This is a genomic window from Streptomyces sp. IBSNAI002 (assembly GCF_052244475.1).
Lineage (GTDB): Bacteria > Actinomycetota > Actinomycetes > Streptomycetales > Streptomycetaceae > Streptomyces.
The window spans coordinates 2,518,659-2,539,821 of the sequence record NZ_JBQPXG010000002.1; the positions used below are offsets into that span (position 1 = coordinate 2,518,659).

A 21,163-nucleotide genomic window follows, 5' to 3' on the forward strand; every position below is an offset into this window, starting at 1 on the left:
ACATGGAGCAGCACGCGCACCACGCACACGAGCCGCACGGCCATGGACGCGCCGGCTGGGCCACGGCCGCCCGGGCCACCTTGCACTGCCTCACCGGGTGCGCCGTCGGCGAGGTGCTCGGCATGGTCATCGGGACCGCGCTGGGCTGGGGGAACGTCCCGACGATGGTCCTGGCGATCGCCCTCGCGTTCCTCTTCGGCTACGCGTTCACCCTGCGCGGGATCCTCGCGGCAGGGGTCGGCCTGCGTACGGCCGTCCGGGTGGCGCTGGCCGCGGACACTCTTTCGATCACCGTCATGGAACTGATCGACAACGGCGTGATCGCCCTGTGGCCGGGCGCGATGGACGCGCACCTGTCGGACCCGAAGTTCTGGGCCGTCCTGGGGATCGCGCTCGCGGCGGCCTTCGTGATCACGGTCCCGGTCAACAAGTGGCTGATCGGCCGCGGCAAGGGGCATGCGGTCGTCCACCGGTACCACTGACCCGCCGGACGCGGACGCGCCCTACAACTCGGGGCCGTCCCCCGGCTCCTCCTGGTACGAGTAGCGCTGCTCCCGCCAGGGGTCGCCGATGTTGTGGTAGCCGCGCTCCTCCCAGAAGCCCCGGCGGTCGGCGGTCATGTACTCGACGCCGCGGACCCACTTGGGGCCCTTCCACGCGTACAGGTGCGGGACGACCAGGCGCAGCGGGAACCCGTGCTCCGCGGTGAGCAGTTCACCGCCCTGGTGGGTGGCGAAGACGGTCCGCTCGGAGGCGAAGTCGGCCAGCCGCATGTTGGAGCTGAAGCCGTACTCGGCCCACACCATCACGTGCGTGACCTGCGGCGCGGGCGGCGCCAGGGCGAGGACCTCACGGGCGAGCACGCCGCCCCATTCGGCGCCCGGCATGCTGAACTTCGTCACGCAGTGCAGGTCCGCCACGACGGACTCGAACGGCAGCGCCGCGAACTCCTCGTGGTTCCAGCAGTGCTTGTCACCGTCGGCCGTCGCGCCGAAGACGCGGAACTCCCAGCGGTCGGGCTTGAACTTGGGTACAGGACCGTAGTGGGTGACCGGCCAGCCCCGCTGCAACCGCTGCCCCGGTGGAAGCTCCGACTGCTCTGCTCCCGGAGATTCCCGGCTTTCCGGCTGACCCATGACTCCATGGTGACAGACGCGGTGGGGTGGTCATGACCAGGTCTGGACCGATTCGGGCAACTCCCACTAAGGAGGCACTTACTGGACGGCCTTCAGCGGCGGTGCAAGGATGCGCGCAATCCCCCGGCCACGGCTGGGAGGTACCCCCAGCCCCGTCATTGACGACATTGTCTGGAAGGAGCCTCTGCGATGCAGGGCGACCCCGAGGTCCTTGAGTTTCTGAACGAGCAGCTGACCGGCGAGCTGACCGCCATCAACCAGTACTGGCTGCACTACCGCATCCAGGACAACAAGGGCTGGACCAAGCTCGCCAAGTACACGCGTGAAGAGTCCATCGACGAGATGAAGCACGCGGACAAGATCACCGAGCGCATTCTGATGCTCGACGGTCTGCCGAACTACCAGCGCCTCTTCCACGTGCGGGTCGGTCAGACGATCACCGAGATGTTCCAGGCGGACCGCCAGGTCGAGGTCGAGGCCATCGACCGGCTGAAGCGGGGCATCGAGGTCATGCGCGGCAAGGGCGACGTCACCTCCGCCCGCCTCTTCGAGGACATCCTGGAGGACGAGGAGCACCACATCGACTACCTCGACACCCAGCTGGAGCTCATCGAGTCACTGGGCGAGCCGCTGTACATCGCGCAGCTGATCGAGCAGCCGAGCTAGCAGGGCCGGCTCCGGACGGCGTCCGGGCCGGTGGCGCGGGCCGGGTGGCAGCCGGTCTAGGCGGCTTCCGCGAGCGAGGGTGCCGGAACCGGGCCGGGCGACACCTCGGCGGCGAGCACGGACGCCCCGTTGCCCTTCTCCAGCAGCTCCCGGCGCGGGCACGCACCGCGGCCGAGTATGCCCTGGATGGTGCGCACACAGGATCCGCAGTCGGTGCCGGCCTTGGTGGCCGAGGCGATCTGGCGCGGAGTGCAGGCCCCGGCGGCCGCATGGTCCTTGACCTGCTCATCGGTGATCCCGAAGCAAGAGCAGACGTACACGCGGTTCACCTCCCTGGGCGGACTGGTTCTGCGAGCCACCCCTATTCGGTGAGGCTTACCTAACCGTACCCAAAGTTAGGGTCGCCTAAAAGCCCCCGATACGACGATGGGGCGCGGATCACATCGATCCGCGCCCCATCGTCGTAGGTTGCCACTTACTGATCGCGGTACATCTCCGCGACCAGGAACGCCAGGTCCAGGGACTGGCTGCGGTTGAGCCGCGGGTCGCAGGCCGTCTCGTAGCGCTGGTGCAGGTCGTCGACGAAGATCTCGTCGCCGCCGCCCACGCACTCGGTGACGTCGTCACCGGTGAGCTCGACGTGGATGCCGCCCGGGTGGGTGCCGAGGCCCTTGTGGACCTCGAAGAAGCCCTTGACCTCGTCGAGCACGTCGTCGAAACGCCGCGTCTTGTGGCCCGAGGCCGCCTCGAAGGTGTTGCCGTGCATCGGGTCGGTGACCCAGGCGACGGTCGCGCCGGAGGCGGTGACCTTCTCGACCAGCTCGGGGAGCTTGTCGCGGACCTTGTCGGCGCCCATGCGGACGACGAAGGTCAGCCGGCCCGGCTCGCGCTCGGGGTCCAGCCGGTCGATGTACGTCAGCGCCTCGTCCACCGTGGTGGTGGGGCCGAGCTTGATGCCGATCGGGTTGGCGATCTGCGAGCAGAACTCGATGTGCGCGTGGTCCAGCTGGCGGGTGCGCTCACCGATCCAGACCATGTGGCCCGAGGTGTCGTACAGCTTGCCGGTCCGCGAGTCGGTGCGGGTCAGCGCGCCCTCGTAGTCGAGCAGCAGCGCCTCGTGGGAGGCGTAGAACTCGACGGCCTTGAACTCGGCCGGGTCGGTGCCACAGGCCTTCATGAAGTTCAGCGCGTTGTCGATCTCCCGCGCGAGCTGCTCGTAGCGCTGCCCGGACGGGGAGGTCTTCACGAAGTCCTGGTTCCAGGCGTGCACCTGGCGCAGGTCGGCGTAACCACCGGTGGTGAAGGCACGCACCAGGTTCAGCGTCGAGGCCGACGCGTGGTACATGCGCTTGAGCCGCTCGGGGTCCGGGATCCGGGCCTCTTCGGTGAAGGCGAAGCCGTTGACGGAGTCGCCGCGGTAGGTCGGCAGGGTGACGCCGTCGCGGGTCTCGGTGTCCTTGGAACGCGGCTTGGAGTACTGGCCCGCGATGCGGCCGACCTTGACGACGGGCACGGAGGCCGCGTACGTCAGGACGGCGCTCATCTGGAGCAGCGTCTTGAGCTTGGCGCGGATGTGGTCGGCGGACACGGCGTCGAAGGCCTCGGCGCAGTCGCCGCCCTGCAGCAGGAACGCCTCGCCCTTGGCGACGGCTCCCAGACGGGCGCGCAGCTGGTCGCACTCGCCCGCGAAGACGAGCGGAGGATACGACTCGAGGTCCGCGACGACAGCGCGCAGAGCCTCGGCATCGGGGTACGAAGGCTGCTGCGCCGCGGGAAGGTCTCGCCAGGTCGCCATGGGGGCGGGGGCTTGGATTTCAGCGTTCACGGTCACCTCGTACACATTACGGTGTCATTCGTCCCGTCCAGCCTCACGCCCACCTGATGAGACGGAAGCGGCCCGAAGGTTGACGGCTCCCGAAGATTCGTCCGTCCATGGTCATCCCGCCCCGTGGGACAATCCGCGCGCCACGACCGATCTGGGCTAAGATGTACTGCATGTATGCGCACACGAACCTGAACTGGTGGTGGCCCGCTTCCGGCGGCCCACTCCTCGCGCGTACGTAGAAAACGACCCGACCGACGCGAAGGCCGCCCCGAGAGGCGGCCTTCGGCGTTTCGGCGCAGACCATGGGCCGCTCCTCCCACGGAAGGACGCCACTCCCCATGAACCTCAGCCGACTGCTCGACGATTCCTGCCCGCCGTTCGCACTGCTGCGCCGGCGGACCCCCGGCCGCGGCCACGACACCGTCGAGGTGCTGATCGGACCGGTCCACGAGGCCGCGCGCCTCGCCGACCTACCCGTCCGCGAGCTGCCCACCCTCGCCCTGGTGCCCTTCCGGCAGATCCGGGAGCGCGGCTTCGACGTACGCGACGACGGCACGCCGCTGAGCGTGCTGGCCGCCGAGGAGGCGTACGAGATCCCCCTCGCCGAGGCGCTGGCCGCGCTGCCCGCGCACCGGGTACGGGTCGACGGGGGCGCCTTCGACGTGTCCGACGAGGAGTACGCGGCCACGGTCGAGCGGGTCATCGAGGACGAGATCGGCCGCGGGGAGGGCGCGAACTTCGTCATCCGGCGCACCTTCGAGGGCCGGATCGACGGCTTCGGCCGCGCCGACGCCCTGGCCCTGTTCCGGCGGCTGCTGGAGGGCGAGCGCGGCGCGTACTGGACGTACGTCGTGCACACCGGGGACCGCACCCTGGTCGGGGCCAGCCCCGAGGTCCACGTACGGATGTCCGGGGGGACCGTCGTGATGAACCCGATCAGCGGCACCTACCGGTATCCCGCCGAAGGCCCCACGGCGCAGTCGCTCCTCGACTTCCTCGGCGACCGCAAGGAGACCGAGGAGCTGTCGATGGTGGTCGACGAGGAACTCAAGATGATGTGCACCGTGGGCGACAGGGGCGGGGTCGTCATCGGGCCGCGGCTCAAGGAGATGTCCCACCTCGCGCACACCGAGTACGAGCTGCGCGGCCGGTCCTCGCTGGACGTGCGGGAGGTGCTGCGGGAGACCATGTTCGCCGCGACGGTGACCGGCTCGCCGGTGCAGAACGCCTGCCGGGTCATCGAGCGGTACGAGGCCGGGGGCCGCGGCTACTACGCGGGGGCGCTGGCCCTGCTCGGCCTGGACCCGGCGGGCGCCCAGACCCTCGACTCCCCCATCCTGATCCGCACCGCCGACATCGACGGGGACGGCGTGCTGCGGGTGCCGGTCGGCGCCACCCTCGTGCGGCACTCCGATCCGGCGAGCGAGGTCGCGGAGACCCACGCGAAGGCCGCGGGGGTGCTGGCGGCGCTCGGGGTACGGCCGGCGGCGCCCCGGCCGGCCTTCGAGGGGGCCCGGCTGGCGGACGATCCCCGGGTGCGGGCGGCCCTGGAGGCCCGGCGGGCGGACCTGGCCCCCTTCTGGCTGCGCATGCAGGAGCAGCCGGCCGCGCCGGCCGGCCACGCGCTGATGGTGGACGGCGAGGACACCTTCACCGCGATGCTGGCGCACGTCCTGCGGGTGGCCGGGCTGACGGTGACCGTACGCCGCTACGACGATCCGGGGCTGCGGGCGGCGGCCCTGGCCTGGGAGGGCCCGATCGTGCTCGGCCCGGGCCCGGGGAACCCGGCGGACGCGGCCGACCCCAAGATGCGGATGCTGCGCGGGCTGGCGTCCGAGCTGCTGGCCTCGCACCGGGGCGGGCTGCTCGGGGTCTGCCTGGGCCATGAGCTGCTGGCGGCCGAGCTGGGGCTCCCGCTGGTCCGCAAGGCGGAGCCGGCGCAGGGGGCGCAGACGGCGATCGACCTGTTCGGGGTGCGGGAGGTGGTCGGCTTCTACAACACGTACACCGCGCGGTGCGAGGCCGGCGGCGAGCCCGCGGGGGTGGAGGTCGCCCGCGACCCGGGGACGGGCGATGTGCACGCCCTCCGCTCCGCCTCCGGCCGGTTCGCGGGGGTCCAGTTCCACCCGGAGTCCGTGCTCACCCTGCGCGGAGCGGACCTGCTGCGCGAGCTCCTGACGGGGGTCACGGCCCCGGCCTGATCCGCCGGGCGGGTCCGGGCGCGCGCCGGCCCGGATCCGCCCGCGCGATGCGGCTACGGAGCGGGCGGGACGAGCGTGTTCTCGGAGCGGCGGCCGGCCACGTAGTCGGCGACGTTGGCGACCGTGGTGTCGATGATCTGGCCCACCGCGTCGGTCGTGTAGTACGCCTGGTGCGAGGTCACCACCACGTTCGGGAAGGTGACGAGCCGGGCCAGGGTGTCGTCCTCGACGGCCTCCAGGGACTTGTCCAGGAAGAACACCCCGGCCTCGGCCTCGTACACGTCGAGGCCGACCCCCGCGAAGCGGCCCGCCCTCAGCTCCGCGACCAGCGCGTCCGTGTCCACCAGCCCGCCGCGGCTGGAGTTCACCAGGATCGCGTCGTCCCGCATCAGCCGCAGCGCCGCCGAGTCGATGATGTGGTGGGTGGACTCCAGCAGCGGGACGTGCAGGCTGATCAGGTCCGAGGACGCGAGCAGCTCGCTCTTGTCCACGTACTTCATGCCGAGCTCCACGCAGGCCGGGTTCTGTGCGACGTCCCAGCCCAGCAGGTTCATGCCGAAGCCGTGCGCGATCCGGGTGAACGCCTCGCCGATCTTTCCGGTGCCGAGCACGCCCACCGTACGGCCGCGCATGTCCCGGCCCATCAGCCCGTTCAGGCGGAAGTCGAAGTCCCTGGTCCGGTTCGAGGCCCGGACGATCCGCCGGTTCACGGCCATCGCCAGGGCCCATGCGAACTCGGCCACCGAGTACGGCGAGTAGTAGGAGACCCGGCTCACCGTCATGCCCAGCTGCCGGGCCACGTCCAGGTCGATGTTGTTGAAGCCCGTGGAGCGCTGGGCGATCATCTTCGTCCCGCCCGCGGCCAGGGTCCGCAGCACCCGGCCGTTCAGGTCCGCGTTCACGCTGGAGGAGACGATCTCGTACCCGGCCGCGATGGGGGCGGTGTCCTCGGTCATGAACACCTCCAGGCAGCGCACCTCGTGCTGCCCCGCGAAGGCACGCTCCAGGAGCGGCTTCTCGTCGGCCGTCACACCGAATGCCAGGATCTCCACGCCGGCTCCCGTACCTCGTACCCATGGGTCGTTTGTCACCATACGACCCATGGGTCCGTGCCGCCGCCCGCCGCCCGCCGCTTCGGCGCCCGCGCCGCTCAGCCGAAGAAGACCCCGACCTCCCGGTACAGCGCCGGGTCCACCGTCTTCAGCCGCGCCGTGGCCTCGGCGATGGGGACCCGCACGATGTCCGTGCCCTTCAGCGCGACCATCTTGCCGAAGTCCCCGTCGCGCACCGCGTCGATCGCGTGCAGCCCGAAGCGCGTGGCCAGCCAGCGGTCGAAGGCGCTCGGCGTACCGCCGCGCTGGATGTGCCCGAGCACCGTCGTACGGGCCTCCTTCCCGGTCCTCGCCTCGATCTCCTTGGCCAGCCACTCGCCGACGCCCGACAGGCGGACGTGGCCGAAGGAGTCCTTGGTGGCGTCCTTGAGGACCATGTCCCCGTCCTTGGGCATGGCGCCCTCCGCGACCACCACGATGGGCGCGTAGCTCGCCTTGAACCGGGACGTCACCCAGGCGCACACCTGGTCGACGTCGAAGCGCTGCTCCGGGATGAGGATGACGTTGGCGCCGCCCGCGAGGCCCGAGTGCAGGGCGATCCACCCGGCGTGCCGGCCCATCACCTCGACGACCAGCACGCGCATGTGCGACTCGGCGGTGGTGTGCAGCCGGTCGATGGCCTCGGTCGCGATGCCGACGGCGGTGTCGAAGCCGAAGGTGTAGTCCGTGGCCGACAAGTCGTTGTCGATCGTCTTCGGCACGCCGACGCAGGGGATGCCGTACTCCTCGTACAGCTTGGCCGCGACCCCCAGGGTGTCCTCGCCGCCGATCGCGATCAGGGCGTCCACCTCGTACTTTGCGAGGTTGTCCTTGATGCCGCGGACGCCGTTCTCCGTCTTGAACGGGTTGGTGCGCGAGGAACCGAGGATGGTGCCGCCCCGGGGCAGGATCCCGCGGACGGCGGGGATGTCGAGCGGGACCGTGGCCCCTTCGACCGCGCCCCGCCAGCCGTCCTTGAACCCGACGAACCCGTATCCGTACTCCTGCTCGCCCTTGCGGACGACGGCCCTGATCACCGCGTTCAGCCCGGGGCAGTCACCGCCGCCGGTCAGCACTCCGACCTTCATGGAATCTCCCTTCGCCATGACGGCCACGCTAGTGGTGACCCAGGTCACAGCGAGAGGTCCGGAAGAGTCAATTCGGGCGGAATCACGGGGCGTTGCGTACACCAGTTCACTCGTACGAGGACATAAGTACGACCGATGCCACCGACGCCACCGGCTACACGTCGTCGAGGCCCCGCTCGATCGCGTACCGGACGAGCTCCACGCGGTTGTGCAGCTGGAGCTTGCCCAGGGTGTTCTGGACGTGGTTCTGGACCGTGCGGTGGGAGATCACCAGCCGCTCCGCGATCTGCTTGTACGAGAGCCCCTTGGCCACCAGCCGCAGCACCTCGGTCTCCCGGTCGGTCAGCTGCGGCGCCTTCGCCTCGTCGGAGGCGGCCGGCGCCGGGTCGGTGGCCAGCCGCCGGTACTCGCCGAGCACCAGCCCGGCCAGGCCCGGGGTGAACACGGGGTCGCCGGCCGCGGTCCGGCGGACCGCGTCGATCAGCTCCTGGGCACCGGCCGACTTCAGCAGGTAGCCGGTGGCCCCGGACTTCACCGCCTCCAGCACGTCCGCGTGCTCCCCGCTCGCCGACAGGACCAGCACCCGCAGCGCGGGGTTGGCCCCCACCAGCTCCTTGCAGACCTGGACGCCGGGCATGCCGGGGAGGTTGAGGTCGAGGACCAGGACGTGCGGAGTGACGGCGCGGGCCCGGCGCACCGCCTCCGGGCCGTCGCCGGCGGTGGCCACCAGGTCGAAGCCCGCGGCGGCCAGGTCGCGGGCGACCGCGTCCCGCCACATCGGATGGTCGTCGACGACCATCACCTTGATCTCGTGCAGCTCGCTCACTGGGTCCTCCCCCTCGGTACTTTCAGTTCCACCTCGGTGCCCTGCCCGGGGACGGACACCAGCTCGGCGCTGCCGCCGAGGTCGCGCAGCCGGCCCCGGATGGACAGGGCCACTCCCATCCGGCCCTCGCCCTCCGCCTGGTCGAGCCGGCCCGCCGCGATGCCCGGGCCGTCGTCCCGGACGGTCACGATCACCTCGTCGCCCCAGTCCTCGAGCAGGATCCAGGCGCTGGCCCCGTCCCCCGCGTGCTTGCGCACGTTGTCGAGGGCGGCGCCCACGGCCGCGGCCAGCTCCTTCGCCGCGGGCACCGGCAGCGGCACCGCGGTACCCGGCTCGGCGAAGCTCACCCGGCACCCGGCGTGCGGGGCCAGCAGCGTCCGCACGTCCAGCTCGCCCTCGTCGGCGCCCGGCTCCTCGACCTCGTACGCGTCCACCAGCGCGCCCCGCGACCCGTCGCGGGAGATCCGGGAGGGGTGCACCAGCCCGCTGCTGACCAGCGTGCGCAGCGCCACCTCCTGCTCCCCGGCCATCCGGCCCAGCTCGGCGGCCTCGCCGCCCAGCTCGGTGCCGCGCCGCTGGACCATGGCGAGGACCTGGAGGACCCCGTCGTGGATGTCGCGGGCGAGGCGCTCGCGCTCGCGGGTGGCCGCCTCGATCTCCAGCGCGCGGGCGAGGGTGGCCTCACTGGCCCGGGCCACCTCGACGACGTAGCCGATGGCCACGGAGGCGACCCACACCAGCAGGACGTTGTGCAGGGCGTCCCGGGTCGGCTCGCCGCCGTGGACGGCGATGTTGGCCGCGGCCACGAAGGTGGAGGCCACGCACGCCCAGCGCCAGCCGCCCTTGATGGCGAAGGCGAGGACCGAGCCGGCCGTCCAGATCGTGGGCAGGGTGGGACCGCCGGCCGCGATCCGCTCCTGGGTGTCGGCGAGCGGGGTGAGCAGGATCCCGACGAGGGCGACCGTCAGGTCGGCGCCGAGGAACCGCTTGGTGCAGCTGGCGGCGTTGGCCACCTTGCCGTGCGTGGCCAGGGTCCAGACCACGAGGACGGCGAGGTAGCCGACGGCGATCCCGGGGCGGTCGAAGCGCTGGTACGCGGCGCCGAACAGCCCCACGGCATAGACCATGGTCAGCAGCCGGTAGACGGTCAGGGCGCGCCAGAGCGGCTGCTCGACCGACATGCGTACGACGCGTTCGCGTTTCGCCATCTCCCCCACCCCCCGCGGGCGGTGCGCCCGTCGCTACTCCGCCTTGCCGCCGGCCTTGTCCGTCTTTTCCGTCTGCTCGGCCTTCTCGGCCTTGTCCGCCCTGGCGGCGGCCTTCTCGGCGTCGGCGATCTGGCGCTTGGCCGCCGTCGCGTAGATGTCCACGTACTCCTGGCCGGAAAGCTTCATGATCTCGTACATCACCTCGTCGGTCACCGAGCGGAGGATGAAACGGTCGCCGTCCATGCCGTGGTAGCGGCTGAAGTCGAGCGGCTTGCCGATCCGGATGCCCGGCCGCATCAGCTTGGGGACCACCTTGCCGGGCGGCTGGATCTTCTCGGTGTCGATCATCGCCACCGGGATCACGGGGGCGCCGGTGGCCAGGGCCACGCGGGCCAGCCCGCCGGGCTTGCCGCGGTAGAGCCGTCCGTCGGGTGAACGCGTCCCCTCGGGGTAGATACCGAACAGCTCCCCGCGTTCGATGACCTCGATGCCGCTCTTGATGGCGGCCTCGCCGGCCCCGCGCGCACCGGAGCGGTCCACCGGGAGCTGGCCGACGCCCTTGAAGAAGGCGGCCGTCAGCTTGCCCTTGACGCCCGGGGAGGTGAAGTACTCCGCCTTCGCGATGAAGGTGACCTTCCGGTCCAGCACGGCCGGGAGGAAGAAGGAGTCGGAGAAGGACAAGTGGTTGCTCGCGAGGATCGCCGGCCCCTCCGCGGGAATGTTCTCGAGGCCCTCCACCCACGGCCTGAAGGCGAGCTTCAGGGAACCGCCGATGGAGAACTTCATTGCGCCGTAGATCAACTCGAAAGCCTTCCTGTGTCTGTCGAACAGACCATATCCCGTGGCTCTCCCGGCAGCCGTCCGACGACCCTGGTCGGTGCCACCCCGGTCGCGTACGGTGAAGTCACACAGAGCAACGCACCCACCTGATGTACATCATGATCAAGGAGACCCTGGTGCCCGTCCTCCCTGGAGCCGAGCCGTTCCGCCACGAGGGCGGAGAGGTCGGCGTCCTCCTCTGCCACGGCTTCACCGGTTCCCCGCAGTCGCTGCGCCCCTGGGCCGAGTACCTGGCCGCGCGAGGGCTCACGGTGTCGCTGCCCCTGCTCCCCGGGCACGGCACGCGCTGGCAGGACATGCAGCTCACGGGCTGGCAGGACTGGTACGCCGAGGTGGACCGCGCGCTGCGGGAGCTGCTGGACCGGTGCGAGCAGGTCTTCGTCTTCGGTCTGTCGATGGGCGGTGCGCTGACCCTGCGGCTGGCGGCCAAGCACGGGGACGCCATCAGCGGCATCGTCCTGGTCAACCCGGCGAACAAGGTCCACGACCCGATGGCCTTCGCCCTTCCGGTGGCCCAGCACTTCATCCGCTCCACTCCGGGCATCGCGAGCGACATCGCGAAGCCGGGCTCGGAGGAGGTCGGCTACGACCGGGTCCCGACGCGGGCCGCGCACTCGCTGCGCAAGCTCTTCAAGCTGGTGGACACCGAGCTGCCGCAGGTCACGCAGCCCGTGCTGCTGCTGCACAGCCCGCAGGACCACGTCGTACCGCCGGTCGACTCGGCCCGGATCCTGTCGCGGATCTCGTCCACCGACGTCACCGAGACCCTGCTGGAACAGAGCTACCACGTCGCGACGTTGGACCATGACGCGGAGCGGATCTTCGCGGACAGCTATGCGTTCGTCGGCCGACTGGCGGAGAGCGTGGGCAGGGAGGGGGCGCAGGCGGGTGGCTGAGCACGAGGAGCAGTCGGGCGGGGTTCCGCCGCTGGACGAGGAAGCGGCGTGGGCGGCGATCGTCGCCGGGTACGGGCAGGAGCCGCCGGACCCGCCGGGGGCCCGGCCGTTCAAGCCGATCGAGAACCTTCTGCTGCCGGAGGAGGACGTGAAGCCGTTTCCGCCGGAGCCGGAGCCGGAGGCCAAGGCCGCTCCCGAGCCGGAGCCGGAGCCGAAGCCCAAGGCCGCGCCCGAGCCGGATCCCGAGCCGCCCGCGGCGCTGGGCAGCTCGGTGGTCTTCGCGCCGGGCGTCGGGCCGGGTCCGCGCGACCACACGCTGGCGGAGCCGGCGGACGAGGGCCACTTCGTCCCGCCGGAGCCGGAGCTGCCGGAGGCGGACACCACCTCGAAGTTCGCCTGGCTGGCGGTGGTCGGCGGGCCGGTGCTGCTGCTCCTGGCGGTGCTGTTGCAGTGGGAGATGACCTGGTGGCTGACGACGCTGGGCATCGGCGGCTTCCTGGGAGGCTTCGCGACCCTGGTCGCGCGGATGGCCCAGGGCGACGACGAAGACGACGACCCCGGCCGCGGAGCCGTGGTCTGACCCCGGCCCGCCCCGGGGCCCGGCCACGTCAAACCCCGCCCGGGGGTCCCTCCGGACGGAGTCCGGGGGATCGTGGGGCGCGGGTCGCCGGGGGCAGGGTCCCCGGCGGCGGCGCTCCGGCCGGGAGGCGGAGGGCGGCCAGGACCGGCAGGTGGTCCGTGGCCGCCGCCAGGTCCGCCGCGCTCACCCCCGCCAGTCCCGCGGGGACACCGCAGGCCAGCACCTCCACACCCCCCGTCGCGAAGACCGCGTCGATCCGCCGGTCCGGCGCCGGCGCCGGGAAGGTCCGCTCCCCGCCCCAGGGAGCCACCGACCAGCAGTCCTGCAGGGCCCCCGCGAGCGTCCCGAAGGCCGCTCCGGCCGGGCCCTCGTTCACGTCGCCCGCGACGATCCCGTACGGCGCGTCCAGCCCCGCCAGCCGCTCCAGGAGCAGACCCGCCTGGTCCCGGCGCTCCGCCCGGTCCAGGGACAGGTGCGCGCAGACCAGGCCCGCCCTGACGCCGCCGATCCGGACCACCGCCGTCGCGAAGCCCCGACGGTGCAGGCCGGGGGCGCGTGGCAGCAGTACGTCCTGGGTCCGCTCCACGAAGACCCGCAGCGAGCACATCAGCAGCGGCCCGGCCGCCGTCGCGCCCCCGCCCAGCACGACCAGGTCGCATTTCGCGGCCAGCCGCGCCGCGTGCTTGCGCCAGCGGAAGAACCGCGGCGCCTCCTGGACGAACACGAGGTCCGGCGCACAGGCCCGGATGACCCGGGCGAGCGCCTCCTCGTCGTCGCGCAGCGAGCGGATGTTGTAGCTGAGCACCCGGATCACGGCAGAACCGTCGGGCTCCGTACGGGACTTCGGCAGCTGGTCCATGCCCCGCACGATATGACGGCGCCCGCCGCTCCCCCAAGGGGCGCGGCGGGCGGTCACGTACGAGGAGGGCGGGTCAGCCCTGGCGCGCCAGGTCGGCCGCGCCCACGAGCCCGGCCTTGCCGCCCAGTTGGGCGGCCAGCACCTGCGCGTGCGGACGCCAGGCCCCGCCGACCAGCCAGCGCTTGAAGGACTTGCGGATCGGGTCGAGGACGAGGTCGCCCTCGTCGGAGACCCCGCCTCCGACGATGAACGCCGACGGGTCGAAGAGCGAGGCCAGGTCGGCCAGGCCCGCACCGGCCCAGCGGGCCAGCTCGCGGAAGGCGTCGACGGCCACCAGGTCGCCCTGCCGCGCGGCCTGGCTGATGTGCTTGCCCTCGATGCCCTCGGCGGTGCCGTCGCCGAGCGAGAGCAGGATCGCCGCGTTCTCGGGGGTGGCGTTGGCGCGCTGCTTCGCGTACCGGACGAGCGCGCGCCCGGAGGCGTACTGCTCCCAGCAGCCCTGGCTGCCGCAACCGCACAGCAGGCCGTCGGGGACGACCCGGATGTGGCCGAATTCGGCGGCTACGCCGAAGCGCCCGCGCCGCAGCTTGTTGCCGATGATGATGCCGCCGCCGAGGCCGGTGCCGAGCGTGATGCAGATGACGTCGTCGTGGCCCTGGCCGGCGCCGAAGCGGTACTCGCCCCAGGCGGCGCAGTTCGCGTCGTTCTCGACGACGACGGGCAGGCCGATGCGCTGCTCGACCTTGTCCTTGAGCGGCTCGTGCCGCCAGTTGATGTTCGGGGCGAAGAGCACGGTGGCGCGCTTGTCGTCCACGTAGCCCGCGGCGCCGATGCCGACGGCGTCGATGGTGTGGTTGCTGCTGACTTCGGAGACGGCGGCGCAGATGGCCTCCGTCACTCCGTCCGCGGTCGGCGGGGTGGGCACCTTGTACGTCTCAAGGATGGTGCCCTCTTCGTCGACCACGCCGGCCGCGATCTTCGTGCCGCCGATGTCGACGCCGATGGTGAGTCCCATTAGTCCCTCGGTTTCCGGTCAAACCCCGCCACGGCCCACCGTACCCGAGGGCGGAGGGGGTTCAGTCGAGATCGATCCGCTCGGCCGGGCCGTCGTCGGGGCCCTCGTCACGGGGATCGCGCTCGCCGGGCGCCTGCCGGGGAGCGGGCGGCTCGCCCCGCGTCCAGCGGCGTTCGTGGCCCTCGACGGCGGAGCGGTAGGCGGCGAGCAGCTCGGATCCGGCGGCCGCGAGGTGGTCGAAGACCTCGGGGTTGCGCTCGATGACGGGCTTGGCGGCGGTCTTCGCCTGGTTGACGAACTGGCGCACGGCTCCCTGGGCCGCAACGCCGATGAGGGGGTTGTTCAGCCCGGAGACCTTGTCGGCGACGGCTTCGAAGAGCTTGAACAGCTCCTCGGCGGCGGTCCCGGTGCCCTGGCCCCCCGTCCCGCCCTGCCCTCGCAGGCGCTCCTTCTCTGCGGCGAGGTCCTCGGCGCAGGCCTTGGCCCAGGCGTCGTCGGTGGGGCGGTCGGTGGCCTCGCTCATGGCGGACTCTCCTGCGGCGGCTGCGGTGCGTGCGGTACTGGCTACCTTCGACGGTACCCGAACGGCGGTACGCGGTTCAGGGCGTGCGGGGCCAGAGCCCGGGGTCCGGGGTGAAGCGGATGCGAAGGCCGCCGTCGGCGAGGGCGGCGCCCGAGACGGTGCAGCGGCGCAGCGCCGCGGGCAGCGGAACGATCCTGCGGTACGGGCCCACGGTGAGCAGCAGCTCGTCGCCCCGGCGGATCAGGTCGAGCTCGCGCTTGTGCGCGCCCGGCAGGGGGACCGCCCAGACGAGCACCCCGTCCTCGGCGAGCCGGTCCTCGACCGCCCAGGCCGGGCGGGGTGCGGGCCGCTCGGGGACGAGTCCGCCGGCGGCGGCGAGCAGCTCCAGGTCCTGCGGGCCGCGCGGGTCCCGGCCGAGGTGGCCGAGCCGGACCACGGGAAGGTCCCCGGCCCATGCGGAGGCGTACTTCTCCTGCTGGGCGGCGAGCCCGGCGAGCCAGGGGTCGGCGGAGTGCTCGGGCAGCAGGCGGTTGGCGACGACCGCGGCGACGGGCAGCTGCTGGAGGGCGAACCCGAGGCGCCCCGCCCGGATCGCGTCGGCCGAGGCCGGTCCCGGTTCGGCGACCAGCCGGACCTCGGTGGTGGCGGCCTCCATGACCTCCTGGACCGCGGCCAGCTCCTCGTCCCACCGGGCGGCGGCCTCGTAGAGCCACTGCGCGGGCATGGGCACGCCGGCCAGCTGGGCCAGCACGGGCCGCAGGGCGCGGGCGGCCTGCCGCTCGGCGGGGAGCAGCCTGGCGAGGTAGCGGCGCAGCTGGGCGGGGAGGGCGAGGGTGGCCAGGGCCTGGTGGAGCGGGGGCAGGTCGACGACGACGAGGTCGTGTCCCGGCGCAGCGGCGGCCCGGCGCAGGGCGCGCAGCAGGGCGAACTGCTCGGCGCCGGGCAGTTCGGTGAGTTCCTCGGCGCCCAGCGGCCGGGCCCCGAGCATCCCGAGGAGGGCGGACCCGCGCTCCTGGAGGGCGACGAGCTCCTCGCGGAACTCCTCGCCCGAGTCCACCCGGGCCACCCGGATCCCGCCGGCCACCGGTACGGCGGGCAGTCCGGGCGCTGCCTCGGCGGGCTCGCCCACCGGTTCCCCGGTCAGGGCGGCGAGGGGGTCCCCGACGTCGCCGGAGAGCAGCAGCACCCGCCGGCCCTGCCGGGCCGCGGCGAGGGCGGTGGCCGCGGCCACGGTGGTCCGCCCGGCCCCGCCGGGACCGGTGATCAGCAAGGTGTGCACGGTGCGGGGCCTCAGCCGGTCGATTCCACGCGCTTCTTCAGGCCGGCCAGGGCGCGGTCGATGATGACCTTCTCGGCCTTGCGCTTGATCATGCCGAGCATGGGGATCTTGACGTCCACGGTCAGCTGGTAGGTGACCTCGGTGCGCTTGCCGCCGTCCAGCGGGGCCAGCCGGTAGGAGCCGTCCAGCTGGCGCAGCATCTGCGACTTGTCCAGGGTCCAGGCGACCTCGTTCTCGCCCTTCCAGGTGTAGGCGAGGGTGTGGTCGTCCTTGATCGCGCCCGCGTCGAGCAGCAGCCGTACCTTTTCGGCGCGGCCGTCGGCGCCGGAGGCCAGTACTTCGGCCTCCTTCACCTCACCGGTCCACTCCGGGTAACGGGCGAAGTCTGCGATCACGGCCATCACATCGGCCGGCGCAGCCTCGATCGTGATGCTTGAGCTGGTGTGTTCCGCCATCGCAGTCGATCCTCCGTCTGGGGGCACCGCCCAGCGGTAGCTGGGGGAATTCGAGGAAGTGTGCGGCCTCCGGCCGCCGCTCGAAGGCTACCGTGCGTGCGGAGCTCACCACTCCAGGGCCCAGGGCCTCCCGGTCGCCGCGAAGTGCCCGACGTTCACGCACTCCGTGCCTCCGATCCGCATCCGCCGTGCGAGCGGCTGGTGGACGTGCCCGAAGAGGGCGTACCGGGGGCGGGTGCGGCGGATCGCGGCGAGCAGGGCCTCGCTGCCGCGTTCGAAGCGGCGGGCGACCGTGTCGTAGCAGAGCTCCGGCACTTCCGGAGGGATGTGCGAGCACAGTACGTCGACCTCGCCGAGCGCCTCCACCTTGGCGGCGTACTCCTCGACGTCCACCTCGTACGGCGTGCGCATCGGCGAGGGCAGGCCGCCCCCGACGAAGCCGAAGACCCGGCCGCCGATCTCCACGCGCTGCCCGTCGAGGACGGTGAGGCCGGGGCGGTCGGCGTACTCCGGCCACAGGGCGGGGATGTCGACGTTGCCGTAGGTGGCGTAGGTCGGGCTGGGGAAGGCGGCGAACATCTGCGCGTACTGGCGGCGCACGGCCTCCTCGATCAGCCGCTCGCGGTCCAGCCCGGCCCACAGCTGCCGTCCGAAGGCGTGGGCCTCGGCGAAGCGGCGCGCGGTGCGCAGCTCGACGATCCGGTCGGCGTTCTCGATGCCGAACAGGTCGGGGAAGATCCCGCGCGAGTGGTCGGCGTAGTCGAGGAAGAGCACGAGGTCACCGAGGCAGATCAGTGCGTCCGCGCCGTCCCCCGCCCTGGCGAGGGCCTCGGTGTTGCCGTGCACGTCGCTCACGACGTGGACCCGGGTGCGGGCCCCGGAACGGAGCCCGGCGCGGCTCGATCCGCTCGTGCCCCACGTCCCGCCCCGCATGCTGCCGCCCATGCGGCCACCCTAGGGCGGCGGGGTGCCGGTGGGGTAGCGGGGCTGCCGGATACAGCCGGACCTGCGGTTACTTCCGAGTCGCCGAGGGGGTCGACTAGGGTCGGCAGGAAAGGGCCGTGTCGTGTGACGCAGGGAACATCTGGCCGGTTCCCTCTATCCGGAACCCACTACCGGTGGGTAACGTCCGGTCGGTCCACATGGTGGCGATGGCGCCCAGAGGAGCAGCAGTCTTGCGCGAGTTCAGCCTTCCGGCCCTGTACGAGGTCCCGTCGGACGGGAACCTGACGGATCTCATCCGCCGCAACGCCGCGCAGCATCCCGACACCGCCGTCATGAGCCGCAAGGTGGACGGCCGGTGGCAGGACGTGACCGCGACCGAGTTCCTGGCCGAGGTCCGCTCCGCGGCCAAGGGCCTGATCGCCGCGGGCATCCGCCCCGGTGACCGGGTCGCCCTGATCTCCCGCACCCGCTACGAGTGGGTGCTGATCGACTTCGCGATCTGGACCGCGGGCGGCGTCACCGTCCCGGTGTACGAGACCAGCTCGCCCGAGCAGATCCAGTGGATCCTCGGCGACTCGGGCGCCGTCGCCGCGGTCGTCGAGAGCCCCGGGCACGCCGCGGCCGTGGCCTCGCTGCGCGACCGGCTGCCGGACCTGCGCGACGTCTGGCAGATCGAGCAGGGCGCCCTGGAGACGCTGAAGAGCGCGGGCGCCGGCATCACCGACGCCGAGGTCGACGAGCGCAGCAGCCTGGCGTGTGCCGACGACCCGGCCACCATCGTCTACACCTCGGGCACCACCGGCCGCCCCAAGGGCTGCGTGCTCAGCCACCGCAACTTCTTCGCGGAGTGCGGCAACGCCGTGGAGCGGCTGAAGCCGCTGTTCAAGACCGGCGAGTGCTCGGTCCTGCTGTTCCTCCCGGCGGCGCACGTCTTCGGCCGCCTGGTGGAGGTGGCGGCCGTGCTGGCGCCGATCCGGCTGGGCTGCGTACCGGACATCAAGAACCTGACCGACGAGCTGCAGTCCTTCCGGCCCACCCTGATCCTCGGTGTGCCGCGCGTCTTCGAGAAGGTCTACAACTCGGCGCGCGCCAAGGCGCAGGCCGACGGCAAGGGCAAGATCTTCGACGCGGCGGCCGAGACGGCGATCGCCTACAGCCGGGCCCTGGACACCCCCCGCGGACCGTCCTTCGGCCTGAAGCTCAAGCACAAGGTCTTCACCAAGCTCGTCTACAGCAAGCTGCACGCGGTCCTCGGCGGGCGCGGCGAGTACGCGATCTCCGGCGGCGCGCCGCTGGGCGAGCGGCTCGGGCACTTCTTCCGCGGCATCGGCTTCACCGTGCTGGAGGGCTACGGCCTGACGGAGTCCTGCGCGGCGACGACCTTCAACCCGTGGGACAAGCAGAAGATCGGCACGGTCGGCCAGCCCATGCCGGGCTCCGTCGTGCGCATCGCGGACGACGGCGAGGTACTGCTGCACGGCGAGCAGATCTTCACCGGCTACTGGAAGAACGAGACGGCCACCGCCGAGGCGCTCACCGACGGCTGGTTCCACACCGGCGACGTCGGCACCCTCGACGAGGACGGCTACCTCACGATCACCGGGCGCAAGAAGGAACTCATCGTCACCGCGGGCGGCAAGAACGTCGCACCCGCCGTGATCGAGGACCGGATCCGGGCGCACGCGCTGGTCGCGGAGTGCATGGTCGTCGGCGACGGGCGGCCGTTCGTGGCCGCGCTGGTCACCGTCGACGAGGAGTTCCTCGGCCGGTGGGCCGCGGAGAACGGCAAGCCGGCCGGTGTGACGGCGGCGGAGCTGCGCGACGACGCGGAACTCAACGCCGCCGTCCAGAAGGCCGTCGACGACGGCAACGCGGCGGTGTCCAAGGCGGAATCGGTGCGGAAATTCCGCATTCTGCCCTCCCAGTTCACGGAGGAGTCGGGCCACATCACGCCTTCGCTGAAGCTCAAGCGGAACGTGGTCGCGAAGGACTTCGCGGACGAGATCGAAGCCCTGTACCGGGGTTAGCCGGGGCCGTCCGGAGCTAGTCCTCGGCGAGGATCCGGGCCATGTTCCGCTCGGCGAGGGCGGTGACGGTCACGAACGGGTTCACGCCGAGCGAGCCGGGGACCAGGGAGCTGTCGACCACGTACAGCCCCTGGTAGCCCTTGGCCCGGCCGTAGAGGTCGGTCGCCTCGCCGAGCACGCAGCCGCCGAGCGGGTGGTACGTGAAGGTGTCGGCGAAGGGCTTGTTGTCGCCGAACAGGTCGTACCGGTAGATGGTGAAATTGCGCCGGTTGATGCGGTCGAAGAGGTTCTTCGCCGCGTTGACGGAGGGCGTGTTCTGGTCCCGCCGCCAGTTGAGGCGGGCCGAGTCGGTGGCGGCGTCGTACGTGAAGTGCCCGCGCTCGCGGTTCTTGGTGATGGCCAGGTACATCGAGATCCAGTGCTCGATGCCCATGGGGAGCGGGGCGATCTCGGCGAAGACCGGGTTCGCGGCGTTGTCCCAGTCGTCGATGCCCAGGGCGGGCATGGTGGCCTGGTTGGCTCCGACGGTGTCCCACAGGTGGTTGGCCCGGGCGGTCATGACGTTGCCGTTGGGGCCCCAGCCGAGCCCGACCCGGTCGCTGAGCGCGGGCAGCGTCCCGGTCTCGCGGGCGCGCAGCAGGATCTCGGTGGTGCCGAGGCTGCCCGCGCCCAGGAAGAGCCGCCGGCAGCCGAGTTCGCGGACCTGGGTGACCCGCCCGCTCACATCGCTGGTCCGTACCGTGAGGACGTAGCCCCCGGCGGGATCCTGCCGTACGCCCACCACGCGCTGCATGGTCTCGATGGTGACGTTGCCCGTGCCGATGGCGGCCGCGAGGTAGGTCTTGTCGACGCTCTTCTTGCCGTGGTTGTTGCCGTAGATGACCTCTCCGGCCAGGGCCGACCTGGTGGCGGCGCCGGCCGCCTCCCGCTTCATGTAGTCGAAGTCGTAGACGTTGGGGACGAAGACGGTCTTCAGTCCGGTGTTGTGGGCGTGCTTGCGGGAGATCCGGGCGAAGCGGTACCACTCGGTGGACTCGAACCAGGCCGGGTCGATGTCGTTGACCCCGAGCATCGCGCGGGCGCGGGGGTAGTAGGTGCCGTACATCTCGTCGGCGTCGACCCCGGGCAGCACCTCGGAGAAGTACGAGCGGCGGGGCGTCGGTGCCATGCCCCCGTTGACGAGCGACCCTCCGCCCACCCCCCGGCCCACGTACACGGACATGTCTCCGTAGTTCACCCGGTCGAGGACGCCGGGGTAGGGGCTGATGTCGCGGTTGACCACGTCGAGCCAGAGGAACTGGGCGAGCGGGGCCTCGGTGCGGGTGCGGAACCACATGGAGCGGTGGTCGGGGGCGGAGGTGGAGGGGAAGACCTTGCCGTCGGGTCCGGCGGTGTCCCAGAGCCGGCCCATCTCGAGGACGACCGTACGGATGCCGGCCTGGCCGAGGCGCAGCGCGGCGACGGCGGCGCCGTAGCCGGAGCCGACGACGATGGCGGGCGCGTACTGGGCCGCGCCCGGCTCGGCGGCGGTGGCGGAGTCCAGGCCGATCCGCGTGAAGCCGAGCGCGGCGGCGGTCTGCAGGGCGCCGAGACCCAGGAGGTGACGGCGCGTCAGGTTTGGTGTCATGGCCGCATGATGGGCGGAATCAGCCCTTCCACCCATACGCCGCACTGCCAGACATCTGAGAGACAGTCAGCCGTGG

21 protein-coding genes are annotated in these 21,163 nt (G+C 71.8%); 6 read left to right on the plus strand and 15 right to left on the minus strand.

Annotated elements, in window-relative coordinates:
* The first annotated feature begins 2 nt into the window (after positions 1-2).
* Positions 3-482 (plus strand): DUF4396 domain-containing protein, encoded by a 480-nt coding sequence (locus tag ACTVZO_RS12250; protein ID WP_443298408.1) that lies wholly within the window; start codon positions 3-5, stop codon positions 480-482.
* A 21-nt stretch (positions 483-503) separates the two neighbouring features.
* Here the strand turns inward: ACTVZO_RS12250 and ACTVZO_RS12255 are convergent, their stop codons facing one another.
* Entirely contained in the window at positions 504-1,136 is a 633-nt protein-coding gene (locus ACTVZO_RS12255; RefSeq protein WP_443298409.1) for a sulfite oxidase-like oxidoreductase, read from the minus strand.
* A 189-nt stretch (positions 1,137-1,325) separates the two neighbouring features.
* On the opposite strand from ACTVZO_RS12255, the gene bfr reads away from it, so the two are divergent.
* Entirely contained in the window at positions 1,326-1,802 is a 477-nt protein-coding gene (bfr, locus tag ACTVZO_RS12260; RefSeq protein WP_443298410.1) for a bacterioferritin, read from the plus strand.
* A gap of 56 nt (positions 1,803-1,858) precedes the next feature.
* Here the strand turns inward: bfr and ACTVZO_RS12265 are convergent, their stop codons facing one another.
* Together ACTVZO_RS12265 and ACTVZO_RS12270 are read right to left on the minus strand one after the other, a co-directional pair.
* Positions 1,859-2,131, minus strand: coding sequence for a (2Fe-2S)-binding protein (locus ACTVZO_RS12265; RefSeq protein ID WP_443298411.1), 273 nt, complete (start codon positions 2,129-2,131; stop codon positions 1,859-1,861).
* A gap of 146 nt (positions 2,132-2,277) precedes the next feature.
* A complete protein-coding gene (locus ACTVZO_RS12270; RefSeq protein ID WP_443303130.1) occupies positions 2,278-3,597 on the minus strand; it encodes a class II 3-deoxy-7-phosphoheptulonate synthase in 1,320 nt (439 codons plus the stop codon).
* Positions 3,598-3,965: 368 nt separating this feature from the next.
* On the opposite strand from ACTVZO_RS12270, the gene ACTVZO_RS12275 reads away from it, so the two are divergent.
* Positions 3,966-5,828: an anthranilate synthase family protein gene (locus tag ACTVZO_RS12275; RefSeq protein WP_443298412.1), complete on the plus strand. Its 1,863-nt coding sequence runs from the start codon at positions 3,966-3,968 to the stop codon at positions 5,826-5,828.
* Positions 5,829-5,881: 53 nt separating this feature from the next.
* Here ACTVZO_RS12275 and ACTVZO_RS12280 read toward each other — a convergent pair whose 3' ends face one another.
* The 5 genes from ACTVZO_RS12280 to ACTVZO_RS12300 all read right to left on the minus strand — a co-directional run bounded on the left by ACTVZO_RS12280 (position 5,882) and on the right by ACTVZO_RS12300 (position 10,827).
* Positions 5,882-6,880, minus strand: coding sequence for a 2-hydroxyacid dehydrogenase (locus tag ACTVZO_RS12280; protein WP_443298413.1), 999 nt, complete (start codon positions 6,878-6,880; stop codon positions 5,882-5,884).
* Between the two features lie 98 nt (positions 6,881-6,978).
* Positions 6,979-8,007, minus strand: a complete 1,029-nt coding sequence (locus ACTVZO_RS12285) for a 6-phosphofructokinase (protein ID WP_443303131.1) — start codon at positions 8,005-8,007, stop codon at positions 6,979-6,981.
* Positions 8,008-8,161: 154 nt separating this feature from the next.
* Positions 8,162-8,806, minus strand: coding sequence for a response regulator (locus tag ACTVZO_RS12290; RefSeq protein ID WP_443303132.1), 645 nt, complete (start codon positions 8,804-8,806; stop codon positions 8,162-8,164).
* Between the two features lie 23 nt (positions 8,807-8,829).
* A complete protein-coding gene (macS, locus tag ACTVZO_RS12295; protein ID WP_443298414.1) occupies positions 8,830-10,041 on the minus strand; it encodes a MacS family sensor histidine kinase in 1,212 nt (403 codons plus the stop codon).
* 33 nt (positions 10,042-10,074) lie between these two features.
* Positions 10,075-10,827 (minus strand): lysophospholipid acyltransferase family protein, encoded by a 753-nt coding sequence (locus ACTVZO_RS12300; RefSeq protein WP_443303133.1) that lies wholly within the window; start codon positions 10,825-10,827, stop codon positions 10,075-10,077.
* Between the two features lie 170 nt (positions 10,828-10,997).
* Here ACTVZO_RS12300 and ACTVZO_RS12305 point away from each other — a divergent pair, with 170 nt between their 5' ends.
* Both ACTVZO_RS12305 and ACTVZO_RS12310 read left to right on the plus strand, forming a co-directional pair.
* Complete coding sequence (locus tag ACTVZO_RS12305; protein WP_443303135.1) at positions 10,998-11,777, plus strand: alpha/beta hydrolase; 780 nt, start codon at positions 10,998-11,000, stop codon at positions 11,775-11,777.
* A complete protein-coding gene (locus ACTVZO_RS12310; RefSeq protein ID WP_443298415.1) occupies positions 11,770-12,357 on the plus strand; it encodes a hypothetical protein in 588 nt (195 codons plus the stop codon). Before ACTVZO_RS12305 ends, ACTVZO_RS12310 begins: the two co-directional genes overlap by 8 nt.
* 28 nt (positions 12,358-12,385) lie before the next feature.
* On the opposite strand, the gene ACTVZO_RS12315 is transcribed toward ACTVZO_RS12310, so the two are convergent.
* From ACTVZO_RS12315 to ACTVZO_RS12340, 6 genes are all read right to left on the minus strand, one after another.
* Positions 12,386-13,216, minus strand: coding sequence for an endonuclease/exonuclease/phosphatase family protein (locus ACTVZO_RS12315; RefSeq protein WP_443298416.1), 831 nt, complete (start codon positions 13,214-13,216; stop codon positions 12,386-12,388).
* Positions 13,217-13,289: 73 nt separating this feature from the next.
* Positions 13,290-14,231, minus strand: coding sequence for an ROK family glucokinase (locus ACTVZO_RS12320; protein WP_443298417.1), 942 nt, complete (start codon positions 14,229-14,231; stop codon positions 13,290-13,292).
* 61 nt (positions 14,232-14,292) lie between these two features.
* Complete coding sequence (locus tag ACTVZO_RS12325) at positions 14,293-14,754, minus strand: DUF5304 domain-containing protein (RefSeq protein WP_443298418.1); 462 nt, start codon at positions 14,752-14,754, stop codon at positions 14,293-14,295.
* A gap of 76 nt (positions 14,755-14,830) precedes the next feature.
* Complete coding sequence (locus ACTVZO_RS12330) at positions 14,831-16,033, minus strand: ArsA family ATPase (RefSeq protein WP_443298419.1); 1,203 nt, start codon at positions 16,031-16,033, stop codon at positions 14,831-14,833.
* Between the two features lie 11 nt (positions 16,034-16,044).
* Complete coding sequence (locus ACTVZO_RS12335; protein ID WP_443298420.1) at positions 16,045-16,488, minus strand: SRPBCC family protein; 444 nt, start codon at positions 16,486-16,488, stop codon at positions 16,045-16,047.
* A gap of 105 nt (positions 16,489-16,593) precedes the next feature.
* Positions 16,594-17,421 carry a metallophosphoesterase family protein gene (locus ACTVZO_RS12340; protein WP_443303136.1) on the minus strand — a complete coding sequence of 276 codons (828 nt, stop codon included), beginning with the start codon at positions 17,419-17,421 and terminating at the stop codon, positions 16,594-16,596.
* 242 nt (positions 17,422-17,663) lie between these two features.
* Here ACTVZO_RS12340 and ACTVZO_RS12345 point away from each other — a divergent pair, with 242 nt between their 5' ends.
* A complete protein-coding gene (locus ACTVZO_RS12345; RefSeq protein WP_443298421.1) occupies positions 17,664-19,460 on the plus strand; it encodes an AMP-dependent synthetase/ligase in 1,797 nt (598 codons plus the stop codon).
* A gap of 16 nt (positions 19,461-19,476) precedes the next feature.
* Here ACTVZO_RS12345 and ACTVZO_RS12350 read toward each other — a convergent pair whose 3' ends face one another.
* Positions 19,477-21,087 carry a GMC oxidoreductase gene (locus ACTVZO_RS12350; protein ID WP_443298422.1) on the minus strand — a complete coding sequence of 537 codons (1,611 nt, stop codon included), beginning with the start codon at positions 21,085-21,087 and terminating at the stop codon, positions 19,477-19,479.
* Positions 21,088-21,163 lie beyond the last annotated feature (76 nt).

What these genes read in the sequence shown, in the direction of transcription:
- ACTVZO_RS12250 (WP_443298408.1), top strand. Translation starts at nt 3, where the DNA reads ATGGAGCAGCACGCGCACCACGCACACGAGCCGCACGGCCATGGACGC.
- ACTVZO_RS12255 (WP_443298409.1), bottom strand. Translation starts at nt 1,136, where the DNA reads ATGGGTCAGCCGGAAAGCCGGGAATCTCCGGGAGCAGAGCAGTCGGAG.
- bfr (WP_443298410.1), top strand. Translation starts at nt 1,326, where the DNA reads ATGCAGGGCGACCCCGAGGTCCTTGAGTTTCTGAACGAGCAGCTGACC.
- ACTVZO_RS12270 (WP_443303130.1), bottom strand. Translation starts at nt 3,597, where the DNA reads ATGGCGACCTGGCGAGACCTTCCCGCGGCGCAGCAGCCTTCGTACCCC.
- ACTVZO_RS12275 (WP_443298412.1), top strand. Translation starts at nt 3,966, where the DNA reads ATGAACCTCAGCCGACTGCTCGACGATTCCTGCCCGCCGTTCGCACTG.
- ACTVZO_RS12285 (WP_443303131.1), bottom strand. Translation starts at nt 8,007, where the DNA reads ATGAAGGTCGGAGTGCTGACCGGCGGCGGTGACTGCCCCGGGCTGAAC.
- ACTVZO_RS12290 (WP_443303132.1), bottom strand. Translation starts at nt 8,806, where the DNA reads ATGGTCGTCGACGACCATCCGATGTGGCGGGACGCGGTCGCCCGCGAC.
- macS (WP_443298414.1), bottom strand. Translation starts at nt 10,041, where the DNA reads ATGGCGAAACGCGAACGCGTCGTACGCATGTCGGTCGAGCAGCCGCTC.
- ACTVZO_RS12300 (WP_443303133.1), bottom strand. Translation starts at nt 10,827, where the DNA reads ATGAAGTTCTCCATCGGCGGTTCCCTGAAGCTCGCCTTCAGGCCGTGG.
- ACTVZO_RS12315 (WP_443298416.1), bottom strand. Translation starts at nt 13,216, where the DNA reads ATGGACCAGCTGCCGAAGTCCCGTACGGAGCCCGACGGTTCTGCCGTG.
- ACTVZO_RS12320 (WP_443298417.1), bottom strand. Translation starts at nt 14,231, where the DNA reads ATGGGACTCACCATCGGCGTCGACATCGGCGGCACGAAGATCGCGGCC.
- ACTVZO_RS12325 (WP_443298418.1), bottom strand. Translation starts at nt 14,754, where the DNA reads ATGAGCGAGGCCACCGACCGCCCCACCGACGACGCCTGGGCCAAGGCC.
- ACTVZO_RS12335 (WP_443298420.1), bottom strand. Translation starts at nt 16,488, where the DNA reads ATGGCGGAACACACCAGCTCAAGCATCACGATCGAGGCTGCGCCGGCC.
- ACTVZO_RS12340 (WP_443303136.1), bottom strand. Translation starts at nt 17,421, where the DNA reads ATGCGGGGCGGGACGTGGGGCACGAGCGGATCGAGCCGCGCCGGGCTC.
- ACTVZO_RS12350 (WP_443298422.1), bottom strand. Translation starts at nt 21,087, where the DNA reads ATGACACCAAACCTGACGCGCCGTCACCTCCTGGGTCTCGGCGCCCTG.